The organism is Bacillus sp. FSL M7-1345 (genome assembly GCF_038006985.1).
Taxonomy (GTDB): Bacteria; Bacillota; Bacilli; order Bacillales; family Bacillaceae_G; genus Bacillus_A; species Bacillus_A cereus_U.
In genome coordinates, this window is the sequence record NZ_JBBOWG010000001.1 from 1,575,842 (window position 1) to 1,593,211 (window position 17,370).

A 17,370-nucleotide genomic window follows, 5' to 3' on the forward strand; every position below is an offset into this window, starting at 1 on the left:
TTAAATGGAAAAGATAAAAAATGTTTTCCAATCGTTGAAAACGTGGCATAAGTTAGTAATTGGTGCTGCGCTTTTAGCGATTGTAACAGGAGCACTTTTATACTTCACCTTGCCAGATAAATATGTTGTTGTATATCAAAATTTAAACGATACAGATAAGCAAGAGATTACAGCAGAATTATCGAAGCTAGGTGTTGATTATCAATTAGCAGCTGATGGTTCGATTCGAGTGCAAAAGAACGATGCTCCATGGGTTCGAAAAGAAATGAATGGAATGGGCTTACCGTTTAATTCAAAAAGCGGTGAGGAAATTTTATTAGAAAGCTCGCTCGGTTCAAGTGAGCAAGATAAGAAAATGAAGCAGATTGTCGGTACGAAAAAGCAATTGGAGCAAGATATTGTAAGAAACTTTGCGACAGTTGAAACGGCGAATGTGCAAATTACATTACCTGAAAAAGAAACCATTTTCGATGAAGAAAAGGCAAAGGGAACAGCAGCAATTACCATTGGTGTGAAACGTGGACAACTATTAACAGCTGATCAAGTTGCGGGTATACAGCAAATGATTAGTGCAGCCGTTCCAGGTGTGAAAGCAGAAGAAGTAAGTGTTATTGATAGCAAAAAAGGTGTTATCTCAAAAGGAGCAGATGCAGCGCAATCTACTAGTTCCTCTTCTTATGAAAAAGAAGTTGAGATGCAACAACAAATTGAAGGTAAATTAAAGCAAGATATTGACGCGACGTTAATGACGATGTTTAAGCCAAATGAATATAAAGTGAATACGAAAGTGTCTGTAAATTATGATGAAGTTACACGTCAGTCAGAAAAATATGGTGATAAAGGTGTACTTCGCAGTAAACAAGAGCAAGAGGAAAGCTCTACTGCGCAAGAGGGAGCGGATGCGAAGCCAAGTGCTGGTATTACAGCGAATGGTGAAGTGCCAAACTACGGTACGAACAATAATCAAAATGGTAAAATCGTCTACGATAATAAAAATGGTAACAAAGTTGAAAACTATGAGATAGATAAAACGGTTGAAACGATTAAGAAACATCCGGAATTAACAAAAACAAATGTTGTTGTATGGGTCGATAATGATACGTTAGTAAAACGAAGAATTGATATGACAACGTTTAAAGAAGCAATTGGTACAGCTGCTGGACTTCAAGCTGATCCGAATGGAAACTTTATAAATGGTCAAGTTAACGTTGTAACTGTTCAGTTTGATCAACCGAAAGTAGAGAAAGAGAAAGAGCCAGAAAAAATCGGCATTAACTGGTGGTTATTCGGTGGAATTACAGGTGGATTGTTAGCGCTTGGTGGCCTATTATGGTTCTTCTTAGCAAGACGTAAGAAAAAGAAAGAAGAAGAGGAATATGATGAATACTTAGCAGAAGAGGAAGTTGCTGCAAGTAGTGAAAGCATTATGGAAATTCCTGAAGAGAAAATAGTACCAGAGCCAAAACCAGAACCAGTAGAACCGGCAGAACCTACATTAGATGACCAAGTGCAGGAAGCTACGAGAGAGCATGTAGAAGGTACTGCAAAAGTTATTAAAAAATGGCTAAACGGATAAGTAAGGGAGGAAAAACAATGTTAGATGAAATCTCCTCCAAAGAAAAAGCTGCCATCCTCATTCGTACATTAGACGAAGAGGTGGCAGCAAAAGTCATTGAATATATGACGGCTGAGGAAAAAGAAGTGTTACTTCGTGAAATTGCGAAGTTTCGTGTATATAAAGCAGAAACGTTAGAAAATGTACTAGGGGAGTTTCTGTATGAACTAAATGTAAAAGAATTAAATTTAGTGACCCCAGATAAAGAATACATTCGTCGTATATTTAAAAATATGCCAGAAGACGAGTTGGAAAAATTATTAGAAGACCTTTGGTACAACAAAGATAATCCATTTGAATTCTTAAATTCACTAACAGATTTAGAGCCACTTCTTACAGTGCTTAATGATGAATCGCCACAAACGATAGCAATTATTGCTTCTTATATTAAGCCTCAACTAGCATCTCAATTAATTGAGAGATTACCAGATCATAAACGTGTAGAAACGGTAATGGGCATTGCGAAGCTAGAGCAAGTAGATGGTGAATTAATTAATCAAATTGGTGAGTTATTAAAAGCAAAATTAAATAATATGGCATTTAGTGCTATTAATAAAACAGATGGATTGAAAACGATTGTGAACATTTTAAATAACGTTTCACGAGGCGTTGAAAAAACAGTCTTTCAAAAGCTCGATGAAGTCGATTATGAGTTATCTGAGAAAATTAAAGAAAATATGTTTGTCTTTGAAGACTTACTCGGTCTTGAAGATCTTGCACTTCGCCGCGTATTAGAGGAAATTACAGATAACGGTGTTATTGCGAAAGCAATTAAAATTGCAAAAGAAGAAATTAAAGAGAAATTATTTACATGTATGTCTTCAAACCGTAAAGAGATGATTCTAGAAGAGTTAGATGGCTTAGGACCGCTTAAGATGACGGATGCTGAAAAAGCGCAGCAAACGATTACAGGTACAGTGAAAAAACTAGAAAAAGAAGGAAGAATTATCGTTCAAAGAGGTGAAGATGATGTCCTTATTTAAAAACAGAATTCCGAAGAATTCTGTTTCTTTTTCTGAAGAAACGTATGAATTACAATTCCCGAAACCAATATCAGTTCACGCCCAAGAAGAAATACAAGTAGATCATGCAGAACTTCTAGCACAGCAAGATGTATTACATATTGAAATGCATCAACTAAGGCAGCAGCAGCAAATGCTAGAGCAAGAGCGTCAGCGGTTGTTACAGGATAAAGAACAGTTTCAAATGCATATTCATGAACAAATGGAGCAGATGGAAGTAGCGCGTATACAGTTTCAAAAAGAGCAACAAGAAACGGCATATGAATGGACAGAGTTATTATGGAATCAATCTTTTCAATTAGCAGAAAAAATCGTGAATCAAGCGGTAGATTCACGATTATTAGACGTTTTGCCGATTTTAACAGGTATCGTGCAAACATTGCCTACTTCATTTGAAAAATTAACTATAACGGTTCATCCAGAAACATTTGAGCGTATACAAGAAGAGAAAGAAAATACGAAAGAGTATTGGTTACTACAATTAGTAGAATGGAAGTATGATTTTTCTTTACAGTTTGGCGAATTTGTTTTGGAAGAAGAGAAAGAGTTTTTTGAATTTAAATTTGCACCTATATTTGCGAAACTTCGTCATAAATGGGAAGAAGAAAAGTTGTTTGAGGAGCAAAACGTATGAACAACAAGCTCATGAACGAACATAATAAATGGAATACGTTTATTGAAACGCCGTTTTATACGAAAGTTGGCAAAGTTCATAGTGTACAAGAGCAGTTTTTTGTAGCGAAAGGTCCGAAAGCGAAGATTGGAGATGTTTGTCTCGTTGGAGAACATAGCGTCTTATGTGAAGTTATTGCAATTGAAAAAGAAAATAATATGTTACTACCATTTGAACAGACAGAAAAAGTATGTTACGGAGATTCAGTTACATTAATTGCAGAAGATGTCGTTGTGCCCCGTGGTAATCATTTGCTAGGAAAAGTGTTAAGTGCAAATGGCAAAGTGTTAAACGAAGATGCTGAAAATATTCCAGTGCAAAAAATAAAATTAGATGCACCGCCGATTCATGCATTTGAGCGTGAGGAAATTACAGACGTATTTGAAACGGGAATTAAATCGATTGATTCTATGTTAACGATTGGCATTGGGCAAAAGATTGGTATTTTTGCAGGATCGGGTGTTGGGAAATCTACATTACTTGGAATGATTGCGAAAAACGCAAAAGCTGATATTAACGTTATTAGTTTAGTAGGTGAGCGTGGCCGAGAAGTAAAAGACTTTATTCGAAAAGAATTAGGTGAAGAAGGTATAAAAAAAAGCGTCGTTGTTGTAGCGACGTCAGATGAAAGTCACCTTATGCAACTTCGTGCGGCAAAGCTTGCAACGTCTATTGCTGAATATTTTCGTGATCAAGGAAATAACGTATTACTTATGATGGATTCAGTTACTCGTTTTGCCGACGCTCGCCGCAGTGTTGATATTGCAGTAAAGGAATTACCGATCGGTGGTAAAACACTGTTAATGGAAAGTTATATGAAAAAGTTATTAGAGCGATCCGGAAAAACGCAAAAAGGCTCTATAACAGGTATTTATACGGTACTAGTTGATGGTGACGATTTAAATGGTCCCGTACCAGATTTAGCACGTGGTATTTTAGATGGACATATTGTATTAAAGCGTGAGCTTGCGACGCTTAGCCATTATCCTGCCATTTCCGTACTAGATTCGGTGAGTAGGATTATGGAAGAAATCGTATCGCAGAATCATTGGCAACTTGCCAATGAAATGAGAAAAATTTTATCTATTTATAAAGAGAATGAATTGTATTTTAAATTAGGAACAATTCAAGAAAATGAAGAAAATGCTTATATTTTTGAATGTAAAAATAAAGTGGAAGCTATAAATAAGTTTTTAAAACAAGGTCGAACGGATAGCTTTCATTTTGAAGATATTGTCCAAGCGATGTACCATATTGTATAAGACCTCGCCCTTTGAGGTCTTATTTTTTTGATTTTAATATTTCACAGATTTTTTTGTAAAAAAACTATATAATAGAAAAAGGGAACGTTATAATAGGAAGGGGCTATGAAAACAGGTGGATAAGCAGCAGTACGACACGATAAAATTGCAGATTAATCAAGAGAAAGAACAAATCTTGAAAGAAGTGTACGAACTAACAGCTGAAAAAAGAAAAATAGAACAAAAAAAAGAATATGATCTGTATGTTGTGAAATCACGTAGTAAAGTCGTACAAACTGGGCAACGTATTATGGCTGGTATGCTGTCTTCACATACATTTTCACCTGAAAGAATAGAAGAATGGAATCGGAAAATTAAAAAAACAGAAGGTTTTATTCAAAAAAATGAAAGCCTTTTAGAGAAAATAAAAGAAAAAGAACGTGTCATTGATGAAATGTATCAAGAAGATTGTAAGAAGCTTGCGAAAGTAAAAGAAAAGTTAGAAGAAAAAATGCTTCTTGATTTAAAAATGTGTATGAACGGATGAGGTGGATGTAGTGATACAATTTGTATTACCGGTGCAACAGAGTTTACCTCCGCAAAAAGAAAAAGGGCTAGAAGTGCAATCAAAAAATGAAAATTCTTCATTTGATAATACAATGAGAATTGAAAATAAAAAACAGCCGAAAACGGAGAAACCGAAACGAGAAGAAGCACCAGAAGAAGAGAAGAAAGAATATCTTCTCGCAAAAAAAACGGTAACGAAAGAAGAGCCGATTGTAAAGAAAGAAGAAAAAAAAGAGACAGAACAATTATTACTAGCTGTATCTGAGCAAATGATTGCAATTGAGCAATTACGTGTGCAGCCAGAATTGTTATATCAATACATACAAAAAATACAAGAATTATATAAAGAATACGGAAATATTAAACTGAACGAATTGCCTGCAGCTGAATTACAACAATTACAAGAACTCCTTTCGAACATGAATATTAAAAATGTCATATGTTTAGAAGATACAATGCAAATGGCGTTAGACAAGGTGACAATGCCAGAGCAGACGTTGCAAGTATTAAAAGTCGTAGAATCAGAAACTTGTAATATTGCAAAGAAACAAGAGGAGTCTAAGGAAGTAGAACTCCCGAAAGCAGAGAGCGATGATGTGAAGGTAGAGTTACCAAAAGTCGATCAGTTAAATGATTCCAGTTCAGCCGGAGCTGAGTTATTAAATAAAGCAACGGGTACTGACCAAATAGGAAAACAAAATAGTGGAGCTGAGAAGGTTACATTACCTGACTTAGGTAAGAAAATAGAAGCACAAGTAGAAGCATTGCAAAAGTTTGTAGTGAAACAAGAACGTGTTTTATTCCAGCTAAATCCAGAAAAACTTGGTACATTAACTGTATTTATGAAAAAGCATGGAGATCAAATTGAGGTTCATGTAGAAATGGAAAAACACGATGCGAAAAAACGTGTTGAAATGATTTTTGACGATTTGAAGCTAAAGTTAAAAGAAAAAGAAATTAATATTCAAATTAGTTATTCAGAAAAAGATGAACATCGTAAAGAACAACGAGAACAAGAGCAAAGGCAAAAACAAAAATTAGCAAATACGAAACATGAGAAACAACAATCAAAAGAATTTGCGGGATTATTGGAGGAATAAAGCGTGCCAACAGTTGGATTAAATACAACGAGTACAAATCATATTCCGTTACAAGCAGGAGCGCAAAAAAGTAATGTACCTGTTAACGGTGTACAATCGCCAGTTCAACAAACAAATGGAGTTTCAGCAGGGGAGCAAAAAACTCCTGGGGTAATGGGAAAAGATGATTTCCTAAAATTGTTTTTATCGAGTTTCCAACATCAAGATCCATTTAATGCGATGGATATGAATCAAATGATGAACCAAACAGCGCAGTTATCTCTTATGGAACAAGTACAAAATATGACAAAAGCAGTTGACTCTTTAAGAACGACGATGCATTCGACAGCGCTTGATGGTGGAATGAAGTTTTTAGGAAAGTATGTAAGAGGTATTGACGGTGAAGGGAACAAAGTAACTGGTCAAGTAGAAACAGTTCGCCTTGCAGAAAATAACGAAGTACAGCTCGTTATTGATAATAAAGTAGTGTCTCTTCGTTTCGTGGAAAGAGTGTCTGATAAACCAATTGGAGAAACGAATCCAGAAGATGCAAAGAAAGACGATCAAAAAGTAGCTGAAGAAGTAAAAATAACAAATTCATAAGGGAGTGTCCATACGTTATGATTAAAGCGTTATATACAAGTATTACAGGAATGAATGCAACACAAAATGCATTAAGTGTTACTTCAAATAATATTGCCAATGCACAAACAGTTGGTTATAAAAAACAAAAAGCAATGTTTGATGATTTATTATACAACAATTCAATTGGTGCAAAAGGCGATGGTAAATACGCAGGAACGAACCCGAAAAGTATCGGTAATGGTGTGAAAATGAGCGGAACAGTTACGGACTATAGCGATGGTACAATTACGTTAACGGGTGGTAAAACACAAGCAGCGATGGAAGGTAATGGTTTCTTCGTAGTTGGTGATTCAAAAGGCGGCAACACGGAATTTACGCGTAAAGGTACATTTGGGATATCTTCAGATTACTATATTACGAATACAGAAGGCCAATACGTATTCGCATATCCTGCAAATGCAGCAACTGGTGAAGTTGATTTATCTGGTATTCCAGGACCGTTGCAAATTCCAATGGGATCAGCAATCGGTGGTATTCGAACGTCAAAAGGAGTAATCGGAGGGAATATTCCAACTGATGCAAAACAGATTACGCAAGAATTGCCTGTATATGATGATGCCGGTAATACATGGACAATGCGTGTAGAATTTAAACAAACGAGCGAACATAATTATACATATAAAGTACAGATGCGTAATGATTCGAAAAAAGAAACAGAGTTTCAGGATGTTCAAGGTGCAGGTGGTAATATGACATTTGATGCAGTAGGAAATCCAAATCAGCAAAATCCAGGAGCAGCTATTCCGTTTAATGGCGGAACAGTAAATTTAGATTTTAGTAAATTAACAAACCATCCGACAGAGAAAACATTATCAGTAACAAACGTAGATGGTAGAGCGGCGGCGACTGTTAAAGATTGCTTTATTGCTGACGGTGGATATGTGATGGTAAAATATTCTGATGGAAGTATGAAATCTGCTGGTCAATTAGCTGTTGCAATGTTCCCAAATGAGGGCGGTTTAATGAAAAACGGAAATGGTAACTATACAGCGACAAATACAACTGGTATTTTAGCAATGGGCGTATCTGGTCAAAACGGTGCAGGAAAAGTACGTGGTGGCGCACAAGAAGGTGCAAACGTAGATTTATCTGTAGAATTCGTTGATTTAATGTTATACCAACGCGGATTCCAAGGAAATGCGAAAGTAATTAAAATTTCAGATGAAGTATTAAATGAAGTTGTGAACTTAATTCGATAATAAATCGTAAAGAAAAATTGTAACGTAGTAGAAAGGGTTTTTTATTCGTATGACAAGACAAGAGCGAATTTTACAATTGCCTTTTTTCGAAAATAAACGTGAGCTTGCTGAGCAAGTGTTAAAAATAGAACGAGAAGAGCATGTATATTTACCAGATCAATTTGAAATCAAACAAGTGCCTCCATATTCGTTTGGTGAAAAACAAGCAGTCATTGGCCTTATACACGAGTTTTATTTCGTAAGTATTGGTAGTAATGGTGTTTGGCAGTATCAATTGTTTAAAGATGAGATGAAGTGCCGTGAGTTTTTCGTTATGTTGCCGGATATTACGGATCAGCAGCTTGCTTTTTGGTTCAATAACATTGAGTTGTTGAAAGGGGCTTAAAAGCTTTCTTTTTAGGTTTTGAGAGAGGGTCCAGCGATGAGTAGTAGCGGTCAGTGCTTATGAGTGGCTCGTATGTTGTAAGACTAGAGATATGTAGTGGTTTTAAGGTAGTTGGAGAGGCTGGAATCCAAGTGTTTAGGTGGTGCCTCTTCTCTCTTTGAAGATATAGGGCCTATGAGCAGTGATTTGAAATAGATATAGATTAATTTAAGATAGTTGTGCTATATTGTATAATTAGACTAAGTTTATATAAAAGGAGAGGTGAGGAGGATGGCGCAGAATAAGTATCGCGTTACATTCATTTCGCCAAGTGAGGTTGAGCAACGTACTGTAATGACGGCGAGTAGTTTGCCTAATTTAATACGTCAAGTAGAGAGTATTATTGCAGATCCGAACGGTTATTTTGTAAATGATAAAAAGAATAATTGCTATTTTAAAGTGATTAAAGAAAATGTTACGTTTATTCAATATGAGTTACTATTTTCGGATAAGGAAATTCACATTGAAAAGTTAAAACATATAGCACCGGCGGTATTGAAACAAGTATTTAAAAAAATAAACGATTCGGAATTATATGCACTTGCACTCCTTGATGTTGATATAGCTACAAAGGAATATGTACTAGGAGAAATGAATCCAGAGCTTAGAGTGAGAGTGGAAACAGAGCTTGCAAAAAAATGGGAAGCGATGCCGACAGAAATTGTAGGAGCGCAAGAAGTGTTACTAGAGGCACTTGCTTCGTTTATACAAGATTAAGCTTTACCACTGTTTTTATTACTTTAAAACTATAAGGCTCAGTCAACTACCTATATTTTCATATAGGTAGTTGACTTTTGGGGTTCATTAAAGCTTAATAATTAGATATACGGAATTAATGAAAGGGGAGCGACACCTTTATGTCACAAGCACAAAGTATTTTATTAGAAAGTGGAACAAACGAATTAGAAATCGTAACTTATACTGTTGGTGAAAATTTATTTAGCATCAATGTAATGAAAGTGCGTGAAATTATTAATCCATTCCCTGTTACAACTGTGCCGGAATCTCATCATGCAGTTGAAGGTGTTGTTCAAGTACGCGGTGAAATCTTACCTGTTATTAACTTAGCGACAGCTCTTAATTTAAAATCTATAAAGCCACTTGATCAAACGAAATTTATCATCTCGGAATTAAACCAAATGAAAGTTATTTTCCGTGTTGATGAAGTGCATCGTATTCAACGCATTTCTTGGGAACAAATTGATGAGCCAGCTTCATTATCTATGGGACTAGAAGAAACGACGTCTGGAATTGTAAAACTAGATGGGAAAATTATCTTATTGTTAGATTATGAAAAAATTGTTTGCGAAATTAGTAACACTGGTTATGACAATAAAACACTTTCAGGATTAGAGCAAAAAACAGATCGTGCTGAAAAAGTTATTTATATTGCAGAAGATTCAGCGATGCTTCGCCAAATACTAGAAGAAACATTATCAACAGCTGGATATACGAAAATGAATTTCTTCAGCAATGGTGCAGAAGCGTTAGCGCAAATTGAAAAACTAGCAAAAGAGCAAGGTGAAAAAATGTTTGAACATATTCATCTGCTTATTACAGATATTGAAATGCCAAAAATGGATGGACATCATTTAACGAAAGTAATTAAAGACAGTGAAGTAATGAAGCAATTACCAGTTATTATTTTCTCTTCTTTAATTACGAATGAGTTGTTCCATAAAGGTGAGGCAGTTGGAGCGAATGCTCAAGTGAGTAAGCCTGATATTCAAGAGTTAATTGGTTTAGTTGATAAGTTAGTGCTTTAAAAGCTTCTTTTTAGCTGGAATAGAGGAACTAGCCAAGTATGGGAGCGGTCAGTACCTAATAGAGGTCCATGCGATGTGTAAGACCAGAGATATGGAGTGATTTTAGGTAAGTCGACGAAGTAGGCTTTCGAGTGAGGGTTTGAAGAACCGTTTTAAAACACGCTTTTTAGTGGGAATAGAGGAACTAGCCAAGTGAGGAAGCGGTCAGTGCCTAATAGGTTTCCATGCGATGTAAGACCAGAGATATGGAGTGTTATTAGGTTAGTGAAAGAAGTGAGCCTCCGAGTGAGGGTTTGAAGAACCGGTTTACAACTCTTTTCTATTTAGTTAGAAGTGAGCCTCTGAGTGAGAGTTTGAAGAATCGGTTTAAAATACATTTTTTTAGCTGAAAGAGAGGAACTAGCCATGTATAGTACTGGTTAGTTCCTTTTTAGTATTCTATGCTTTGTACAGGCAGAGAAATCAAACGTTTCTGGAGTGTTTATGACTGTAAGTATTAATAGTCTCTTTCGTGTAGTTAGCTGTTTGTATTTAGGGATTATTGATTGGTTTACTTAATAAGTGGTAGGCTTTTTTTATTTAAAAATATAAGAGGATGTATCTCTGGAATGTGTTAGTAATATTTCGTGATAGCGCAAAATTTTTCGGTGAAATTACATTAAGAATACCATATAATATAATTAAACACATTTTATTGGTATAGCATCGTGTTAGATTTTTTTATTATTTTCTTAAAAAATCTTTTCTATTATTTACATACTTTTTATACTTTTTTGTATGTTAATTATTTGACAGATAATTTCGAAATGTTATAATATGGATATGTGTAAATTTCTATTTTCTTAAAAGACATGGGAGTCAGATGAGAATTGTGAAAGGATGAGGGGGAGTGACACATATTATGTATCACCACACAGCAATCAATGTATTAAGTCTTTTACAAAACATGTCAAATAATAAAACGAACGATATGAAATTAGAGGCGGAATTTAAAAAAATAGAGAAACAATTCCGAATAAAGTATGAAGAGCTTATCGATTTATATAATAGAATGGTATTATTTCAAATAGATATAGAAAAAAATGGCGGTATGCGAGTATATGAAAAATCAGAGATTACATGGTTGAAGTCTGAACTAGAACTATTGTATGAAGTATATCAATTTTGTCAGCGTCAAGGCTTAAACATCGCAAACATTTCAAAATATGTTAGTAAAAATGAACTGAATTTATTTCCGAAAACAGAAAGTCAATTACAGAACACGTATTATAAATTAAAAAAACAAGAAATCCCGTTTGAAAATATCGAAAAACAAAAACCGGGGCGAAAACGTAAATATGCACCTGTAAAAGAGACAATTGCTGAGATAAAACAAGAAAGCAAGCAGGAAGCAAATGAAGACGTTCGAAATGAAGAAGATGAAAAAAGCCTCGTAACAGTTATATCTGGCATCGTGGATAACTTTGAAACAATTAGTCAATGTAGTGAAAAGAAAGAACACGAATTGCATCAGTTCATGGCGGGGATTTATAAGCTTTCTAGCATGGCTGCAGGGCGCTCGAAAGAAGAGAAGAACGCTCGAGGTCTTGAAGGTGAAGTACATTCATTACGAAGTGAAAATGATAGGTTAAAGCGAGAGAAGGAAGACCTTGTACATGATATTAAAGAAATGACGCATCATTTAATTCATTTCATTACGAGCTCTGATATCGATCAAATTCGTACGTTGCCTTTCTTCGTAAAAGAGTGCAAACAAGATTTACATAAGCTAGGATTATATAACGCTCAAGACGGAAAAATGAAAATTATGGTTGATAGTAGCGGTCAGGTTATGACCGTACCACAATAAAAATGGGTACAAAACAAAAGGGAAATACATAGTGTATATGTATTTCCCTTTTGTTTTGTATGGAATCATTTCGGGCAGAGGAAAAGTTATAATTAATTTTAGTAAATCAAAAATTTGTACAAAAGGAAGGAGCTAGGTCTTACTTTGTAGTATTGTCATCAGAAAAATACTGGGAATATGCGTATTGTCACTGTGAAAGGACTTAATACATAATGATTTTAAAGATAAACCGACTCTTCCTCAATATTTAACTGATTTAATTGAGGTGAATAAGTTGTATAATCGTACAGTTGTTATTACATTTCATCAACAAACTTTTAATACGGAGAATTGAAGAGTAAAGTAGGATTCCAAAGCATAGCCAAAAAGGCGGCTGTTATAAGTTATTTGCCTACCAAGATAATCAATATTTGTTTAAAATATAAGATTACTATTTTATTATACCGAGTAATTATTCACATTATATAATAATTACTTACTACACAATTAACATGGTTATCTTACAAAAATGTAAGGTTTTTTTAATTGACACTCGTACATATAAGTAACTATACTGGTTACACGACGTTGGTGAATATATTTAATAGTTTCTATCTATAAGTGTATGTCTCAGGATTCTTTTCGGAATAATAGTTCGATTTGTATTTGGTATTTTTAATATCTTTAATATAGGGATAATACGTATTTAATCTATTCTTTATTCTAAGTCGTATTATTTAAAGATTAACTATAAATGATATATTTACCAAGTTGTAATAATTTTTTAGAGGTGTTACATTTTGAAATACAAATTAATTGCTACAGGAATTCTTGCTGGAAGTCTACTATCCTATTCATCTAGTGCATTTGCAAATACTCATAAATTCCCAGATGTTCCTGCATGGGCTGACAAATCCGTTAATTATTTAGTTGATAAAAAAGTATTGAGTGGTTATCCAGATGGAACTTTTGGTTCAAGTGATACATTAGATAGGGCTTCTGCGGCAACAATTATGACAAAGGCCCTTGGTATACATATTGACTTAAATGCAAAACCATCTTTTACAGATTCACAAAACCACTGGGGAACGCCGTATATTGCTGCTGCTGAAAAAGCAGGAATAATTAAAGGTGAAGGAAATGGAATATTTAATCCTTCTGGAAAAGTTACTCGTGCTGCAATGGCAACAATGTTAGTAAATGCATATAAGCTACAAGATAGAACAAATAGTAATGGGCAAAGTAAATTTGATGATTTAAAAGGACATTGGGGTGAAAAATTTGCCAATATTTTAATTGATTTAAAGATTTCTGTTGGTACTGATAATGGTTGGCAACCAAATAAATTCATAACACGTGCAGAAGCCGCACAACTTACTGCCAAAACAGATACCCTTCAATACAGTCCGAAAAACCCTTTAGAAAGTAAAACAATCATTATTGATCCTGGACATGGTGGTGAAGATCCTGGAAAAGCCACAAAAGGATTGCCTGAAAGTAAAATTGTATTAGACACTTCCTTACGCCTACAACAATTGCTTGAAAAACATACACCATTTACAGTTTTATTAACTCGTGAATCTGATACTAGACCTGGACATGATCAAAAAAGCTCTTTACAGGAACGTGTTAAATTTGCTAAGCAAAATCAGGGGGATATCTTTATAAGTATTCATGCAAATGCTTATAATGGTAATGCAAAAGGGACAGAAACATACTATTATAAATCTTCTGAATCCGAAAAAACAAATCCTCATGTGGAAGAAAGTCATGTGTTAGCGGAAAAAATCCAAGCACGTTTAGTAGAGGCCCTTCAAACACGTGATAGAGGCGTTAAACATGGAGATCTTCATGTTATAAGAGAAAACGGCATGCCAGCTGTGTTAACGGAACTGGCTTTTATAGATAATGGTATCGATTACAGTAAACTATCTACGGCAAACGGTAGACAGATTGCAGCACAAGCCATTTATGAAGGGATTTTAGATTATTATGAATGGAAAGGAAATAATGTATCTGAATATAGGTTGAAATAAGTAAAAGGGAATTTAGTAATTCTAGGAATAAGTAATTTATAAATTGCTAAAGTATAATTTTGTTATTTGTAATGTGTTTTAGTTTTATAGTGTATACTGGCGCCGACTTATTAAGGATTATAAATAAGTCGGTGTTTAAGTTAGCGTACTTAATGAATACTATAGAAGTTATGAAGAAAAAAAGATAAATAGATAGGGGCATACACCTACATTCATTATTTTCACGTGAAATTTTAATTTAAAAATAGTTAAGTTATATGATTCAGATGGGCAGTATACAATGAGTTCAAAGAAAACATTCTTTGAACTCATTAGCTATGAAATCAACTTGTTACATAAATAGTTCGTATAACAATAATTGATAGTGTTAAGGACATAACTGCTCATATTTTTTGTAATTCCTGTTATGTGGTTGTTAAATATTTACAAGTGCAATGTAAGGCTGCTTTATTTTGAAAGAAATCTTTTGAAATGGCCATAATATGAATAATAATTAGAAACAAATTTTTGAAAAAATGATGAAAGACTTAAGAAGGTGAATATATTGCTTAAACATTCACATTTGCAATTTATCTTATTAACAATAGCTCTAATATTCTATATAAGCTTTTGCTTTATATTTTTATTTGTTTTTCCGAATCATTATTTTGTATCAGATTTTAATATCCGACTATCATCCTTAGTTGTTGAAACTACTGTATTTATCTCATTACTTTATTCTATATTATCCAGAAAAATTAAGTTAGGAGTATTCTGGGTTTGCATTACTATTGCAATAGGGTGTTTCTTGATAGGGAATTTTATATCCGCTTTTCAAGTACTTAATGTAGAATTTCCGATACAAAATTTTAATATCTCTGATGTATTTTTGTTGTTTTTCTTATTCTTCTTTCTCTTTGCATTCTTTTATAAAATCATTATGGAATGTAACAAGTGGGAAAAAGCGTATTTAATTTGTGATTTATGTATTGTTGTTACTGCCATTTTTACATTAGAGTGGTACCTGTTTAATAAACCTTCTGCAAATATCTTATTCTTATCAATTGGAGATGTTTTTCTCTCATTTATTTTTCCAATTATAGATTTATTACTTCTTTTATTAGGAGTGAGTCTAATCTTTCGACCAGCTATTTTTAATGCGAAAAGTAAATTATTTATTTTTATCCTCGTATTAACTGGATTGGCTATTACAGACTACTTGTATTTTTACTTACAAGATGATTTATCAGATCGTTCAGTTATATTATTAAGGTGTTTGTATAGAGTTTTCCTATTATTTATCGCTATTGCTGCTTCGATCCCAAAGAATGCATCTTCTAGAAGGAATTATTTTATTATCGATCCCACATTTGGGAAGAAACTTCTTGTTATATTTCCTTATCTTGCAGTTGCGGTATTAATTGGCTTTACTTTAAAAGAGCAAACTTCCTCGGCTACAGTTATTACTGGAAATTGTATTGCATTTGTATTTGTGCTGATTCGTCATACAATCGTACGAATGCAAAACAGAAATTTAACCGAGATGTTAAAAGTGTTTAATAATCAATTAGAACAAAAAGTATCTCAAAGAACAGAAGATTTAATAAACAAATCCAATGACTTGGTCAAAAATCAAGAGAGATTTAAGTCATTATATGAGTATCATCCAGATCCTATATTAACGATTGATTCAAATGGTACTGTGTTAAATATAAACCAGGCTGGAAGTATGTTATTAGGAAAAAACAGTGATGAATTAATAGGTAAAGAGTGCTTCTCAATTTTTTTAGATGAAGATAGATCTGAATTGGAAGCGGCTCTACAGGAAGGGAAACGATGCAGTTCGGCTTCGTTACAATTACGTGTGAAAAATAATAATGAGAAGGACATTCATTTTTGGTACGTCACCATTGTTCCAATTATGATAGAAGGGCAAACTTTTGGGAGTTATGTAATGGTAAAAGACATTACGAGAATGAAGCAACAACAAGATGAGATAAACTATCTAGCATTCCATGATACAGTGACGGGGATTGGAAATCGAATATTCTTCCAACAAGAATTAGAAAAATCCATTGGGCGTGCACAAAAAACGCAGGATGAATTTGGACTCTTGTATATAGATTTAAATCGTTTTAAGACTATTAATGATACACTGGGACATTCAATTGGTGACAGTGTTTTAAAAGAAGTTGCTAAACGTTTTAGGACATGTCTGTTACCGGCTATTCCTCTAGCGAGAATAGGGGGAGATGAGTTTGCAATCATAGTCCATAACCATACAGAGCAACAGCTATTGGATTTGTGTGAAACTCTATTTTGTATAACTGAAGAAGCATTTGTAGTAAATCAGCATAGCTTTTACTTATCTCTTAGTATAGGAATAGCAGTGTATCCGTTTGGAGGAATAAATACTACTACACTTTTACAACATGCTGATATTGCTATGTATAGTGCAAAGGAAAAAGGTAATAATGCTGTTTGCATGTATGACGAGACATTATCAAAAAAAATAACAAGACGATTACGATTAGAACAGGATTTACCTAATGCATTAGAAAATAATGAGTTGTTTCTATTATATCAACCACAAGTTGATAGTAAGGCTGGTATGGTTATTGGTGCAGAGGCTTTAATACGTTGGCAACATCCAGAGCTGGGGCTGATTTCACCTTTTGAGTTTATACCTATCGCGGAAGAAACATCGCAGATTATTTCAATCGGGAAATGGACGTTACAGGAAGCGTGTCGACAACTGAAAGAATGGCATTCTGCGGGCTATTCAAATCTAAAAATGGGGATAAATTTATCAGCTATAGAGTTTGAACAGAAGGACTTTGTTCAAACAATCATATCTACTATAGAAGAAGTAGGGGTACCTGCTAGTTCGATCGATTTAGAATTAACTGAGCGGATAGCAATGGTAGATGAAAAAGAAACGTTAGCGAAGTTAAAAGCATTAAAATCATATGGTGTACATTTATCAATTGACGATTTTGGCACAGGGTATTCTTCATTAGCATATCTCCCTTTGTATCCAATTGATACCTTGAAAATCCCAAGAGAATTTGTTAATAGGATCGGAAATTCTACTGATGGAAATGAAATTATTCATACCATTATTTCACTAGCGCATACTTTAAACATGAAAGTGATCGCAGAAGGGGTAGAAACGAAGGAACAATTAACAGTGTTACAACGTAATGCATGTTATCTAATTCAGGGCTATTACTACAGTAAACCTGTAAGTGAAGATGAATTCATCAAGTTTTTAAGCACAATGTAGCGTCACCCTG

General features: G+C 34.2%; 14 protein-coding genes and 1 pseudogene. All 15 read left to right on the forward strand.

Translation table 11 applies throughout. From position 1 onward, the window contains the following. Positions 1-4: 4 nt before the first annotated feature. A complete protein-coding gene (gene fliF, locus MHB76_RS08225; RefSeq protein WP_078173052.1) occupies positions 5-1,576 on the forward strand; it encodes a flagellar basal-body MS-ring/collar protein FliF in 1,572 nt (523 codons plus the stop codon). Positions 1,577-1,593: 17 nt separating this feature from the next. Then, positions 1,594-2,598 (forward strand): flagellar motor switch protein FliG, encoded by a 1,005-nt coding sequence (locus MHB76_RS08230; protein ID WP_016104393.1) that lies wholly within the window; start codon positions 1,594-1,596, stop codon positions 2,596-2,598. Next, positions 2,585-3,271: a FliH/SctL family protein gene (locus tag MHB76_RS08235; protein ID WP_078173053.1), complete on the forward strand. Its 687-nt coding sequence runs from the start codon at positions 2,585-2,587 to the stop codon at positions 3,269-3,271. The genes MHB76_RS08230 and MHB76_RS08235 overlap by 14 nt, the downstream gene beginning before the upstream one ends. Beyond that, entirely contained in the window at positions 3,268-4,572 is a 1,305-nt protein-coding gene (gene fliI / locus MHB76_RS08240; RefSeq protein ID WP_078173054.1) for a flagellar protein export ATPase FliI, read from the forward strand. The genes MHB76_RS08235 and fliI overlap by 4 nt, the downstream gene beginning before the upstream one ends. A gap of 115 nt (positions 4,573-4,687) precedes the next feature. Further along, entirely contained in the window at positions 4,688-5,098 is a 411-nt protein-coding gene (locus MHB76_RS08245; protein WP_002201046.1) for a hypothetical protein, read from the forward strand. 10 nt (positions 5,099-5,108) lie between these two features. Beyond that, positions 5,109-6,218: a flagellar hook-length control protein FliK gene (locus tag MHB76_RS08250; RefSeq protein ID WP_078173055.1), complete on the forward strand. Its 1,110-nt coding sequence runs from the start codon at positions 5,109-5,111 to the stop codon at positions 6,216-6,218. 3 nt (positions 6,219-6,221) lie between these two features. Beyond that, the gene (locus tag MHB76_RS08255; RefSeq protein ID WP_016104397.1) at positions 6,222-6,800 is read left to right on the forward strand and encodes a flagellar hook assembly protein FlgD; all 579 of its coding nucleotides are present in this window, start codon (positions 6,222-6,224) and stop codon (positions 6,798-6,800) included. A gap of 17 nt (positions 6,801-6,817) precedes the next feature. Beyond that, entirely contained in the window at positions 6,818-8,041 is a 1,224-nt protein-coding gene (locus MHB76_RS08260; RefSeq protein WP_078173056.1) for a flagellar hook protein FlgE, read from the forward strand. A gap of 49 nt (positions 8,042-8,090) precedes the next feature. Further along, positions 8,091-8,426, forward strand: coding sequence for a DUF3964 family protein (locus tag MHB76_RS08265; protein ID WP_016104399.1), 336 nt, complete (start codon positions 8,091-8,093; stop codon positions 8,424-8,426). Positions 8,427-8,696: 270 nt separating this feature from the next. Continuing rightward, the gene (locus tag MHB76_RS08270) at positions 8,697-9,182 is read left to right on the forward strand and encodes a hypothetical protein (protein WP_016104400.1); all 486 of its coding nucleotides are present in this window, start codon (positions 8,697-8,699) and stop codon (positions 9,180-9,182) included. A 140-nt stretch (positions 9,183-9,322) separates the two neighbouring features. Next, the gene (locus tag MHB76_RS08275; protein WP_016104401.1) at positions 9,323-10,231 is read left to right on the forward strand and encodes a chemotaxis protein; all 909 of its coding nucleotides are present in this window, start codon (positions 9,323-9,325) and stop codon (positions 10,229-10,231) included. 901 nt (positions 10,232-11,132) lie between these two features. Then, the gene (locus tag MHB76_RS08280) at positions 11,133-12,080 is read left to right on the forward strand and encodes a DNA-binding domain-containing protein (RefSeq protein ID WP_078173057.1); all 948 of its coding nucleotides are present in this window, start codon (positions 11,133-11,135) and stop codon (positions 12,078-12,080) included. Positions 12,081-12,172: 92 nt separating this feature from the next. Continuing rightward, a pseudogene (locus tag MHB76_RS08285) lies at positions 12,173-12,402 on the forward strand (Ger(x)C family spore germination protein); the annotation flags it as partial. Positions 12,403-12,859: 457 nt separating this feature from the next. Beyond that, entirely contained in the window at positions 12,860-14,095 is a 1,236-nt protein-coding gene (locus tag MHB76_RS08290) for an N-acetylmuramoyl-L-alanine amidase (protein ID WP_078173058.1), read from the forward strand. A 544-nt stretch (positions 14,096-14,639) separates the two neighbouring features. Continuing rightward, the gene (locus MHB76_RS08295) at positions 14,640-17,360 is read left to right on the forward strand and encodes a sensor domain-containing protein (RefSeq protein WP_078173059.1); all 2,721 of its coding nucleotides are present in this window, start codon (positions 14,640-14,642) and stop codon (positions 17,358-17,360) included. Positions 17,361-17,370: the final 10 nt, after the last annotated feature.

Excerpts from the sequence above, each read along its gene's own strand:
- fliF (WP_078173052.1), top strand. The coding sequence starts at position 5 with ATGGAAAAGATAAAAAATGTTTTCCAATCGTTGAAAACGTGGCATAAG.
- MHB76_RS08230 (WP_016104393.1), top strand. The coding sequence starts at position 1,594 with ATGTTAGATGAAATCTCCTCCAAAGAAAAAGCTGCCATCCTCATTCGT.
- MHB76_RS08235 (WP_078173053.1), top strand. The coding sequence starts at position 2,585 with ATGTCCTTATTTAAAAACAGAATTCCGAAGAATTCTGTTTCTTTTTCT.
- fliI (WP_078173054.1), top strand. The coding sequence starts at position 3,268 with ATGAACAACAAGCTCATGAACGAACATAATAAATGGAATACGTTTATT.
- MHB76_RS08260 (WP_078173056.1), top strand. The coding sequence starts at position 6,818 with ATGATTAAAGCGTTATATACAAGTATTACAGGAATGAATGCAACACAA.
- MHB76_RS08265 (WP_016104399.1), top strand. The coding sequence starts at position 8,091 with ATGACAAGACAAGAGCGAATTTTACAATTGCCTTTTTTCGAAAATAAA.
- MHB76_RS08270 (WP_016104400.1), top strand. The coding sequence starts at position 8,697 with ATGGCGCAGAATAAGTATCGCGTTACATTCATTTCGCCAAGTGAGGTT.
- MHB76_RS08275 (WP_016104401.1), top strand. The coding sequence starts at position 9,323 with ATGTCACAAGCACAAAGTATTTTATTAGAAAGTGGAACAAACGAATTA.
- MHB76_RS08280 (WP_078173057.1), top strand. The coding sequence starts at position 11,133 with ATGTATCACCACACAGCAATCAATGTATTAAGTCTTTTACAAAACATG.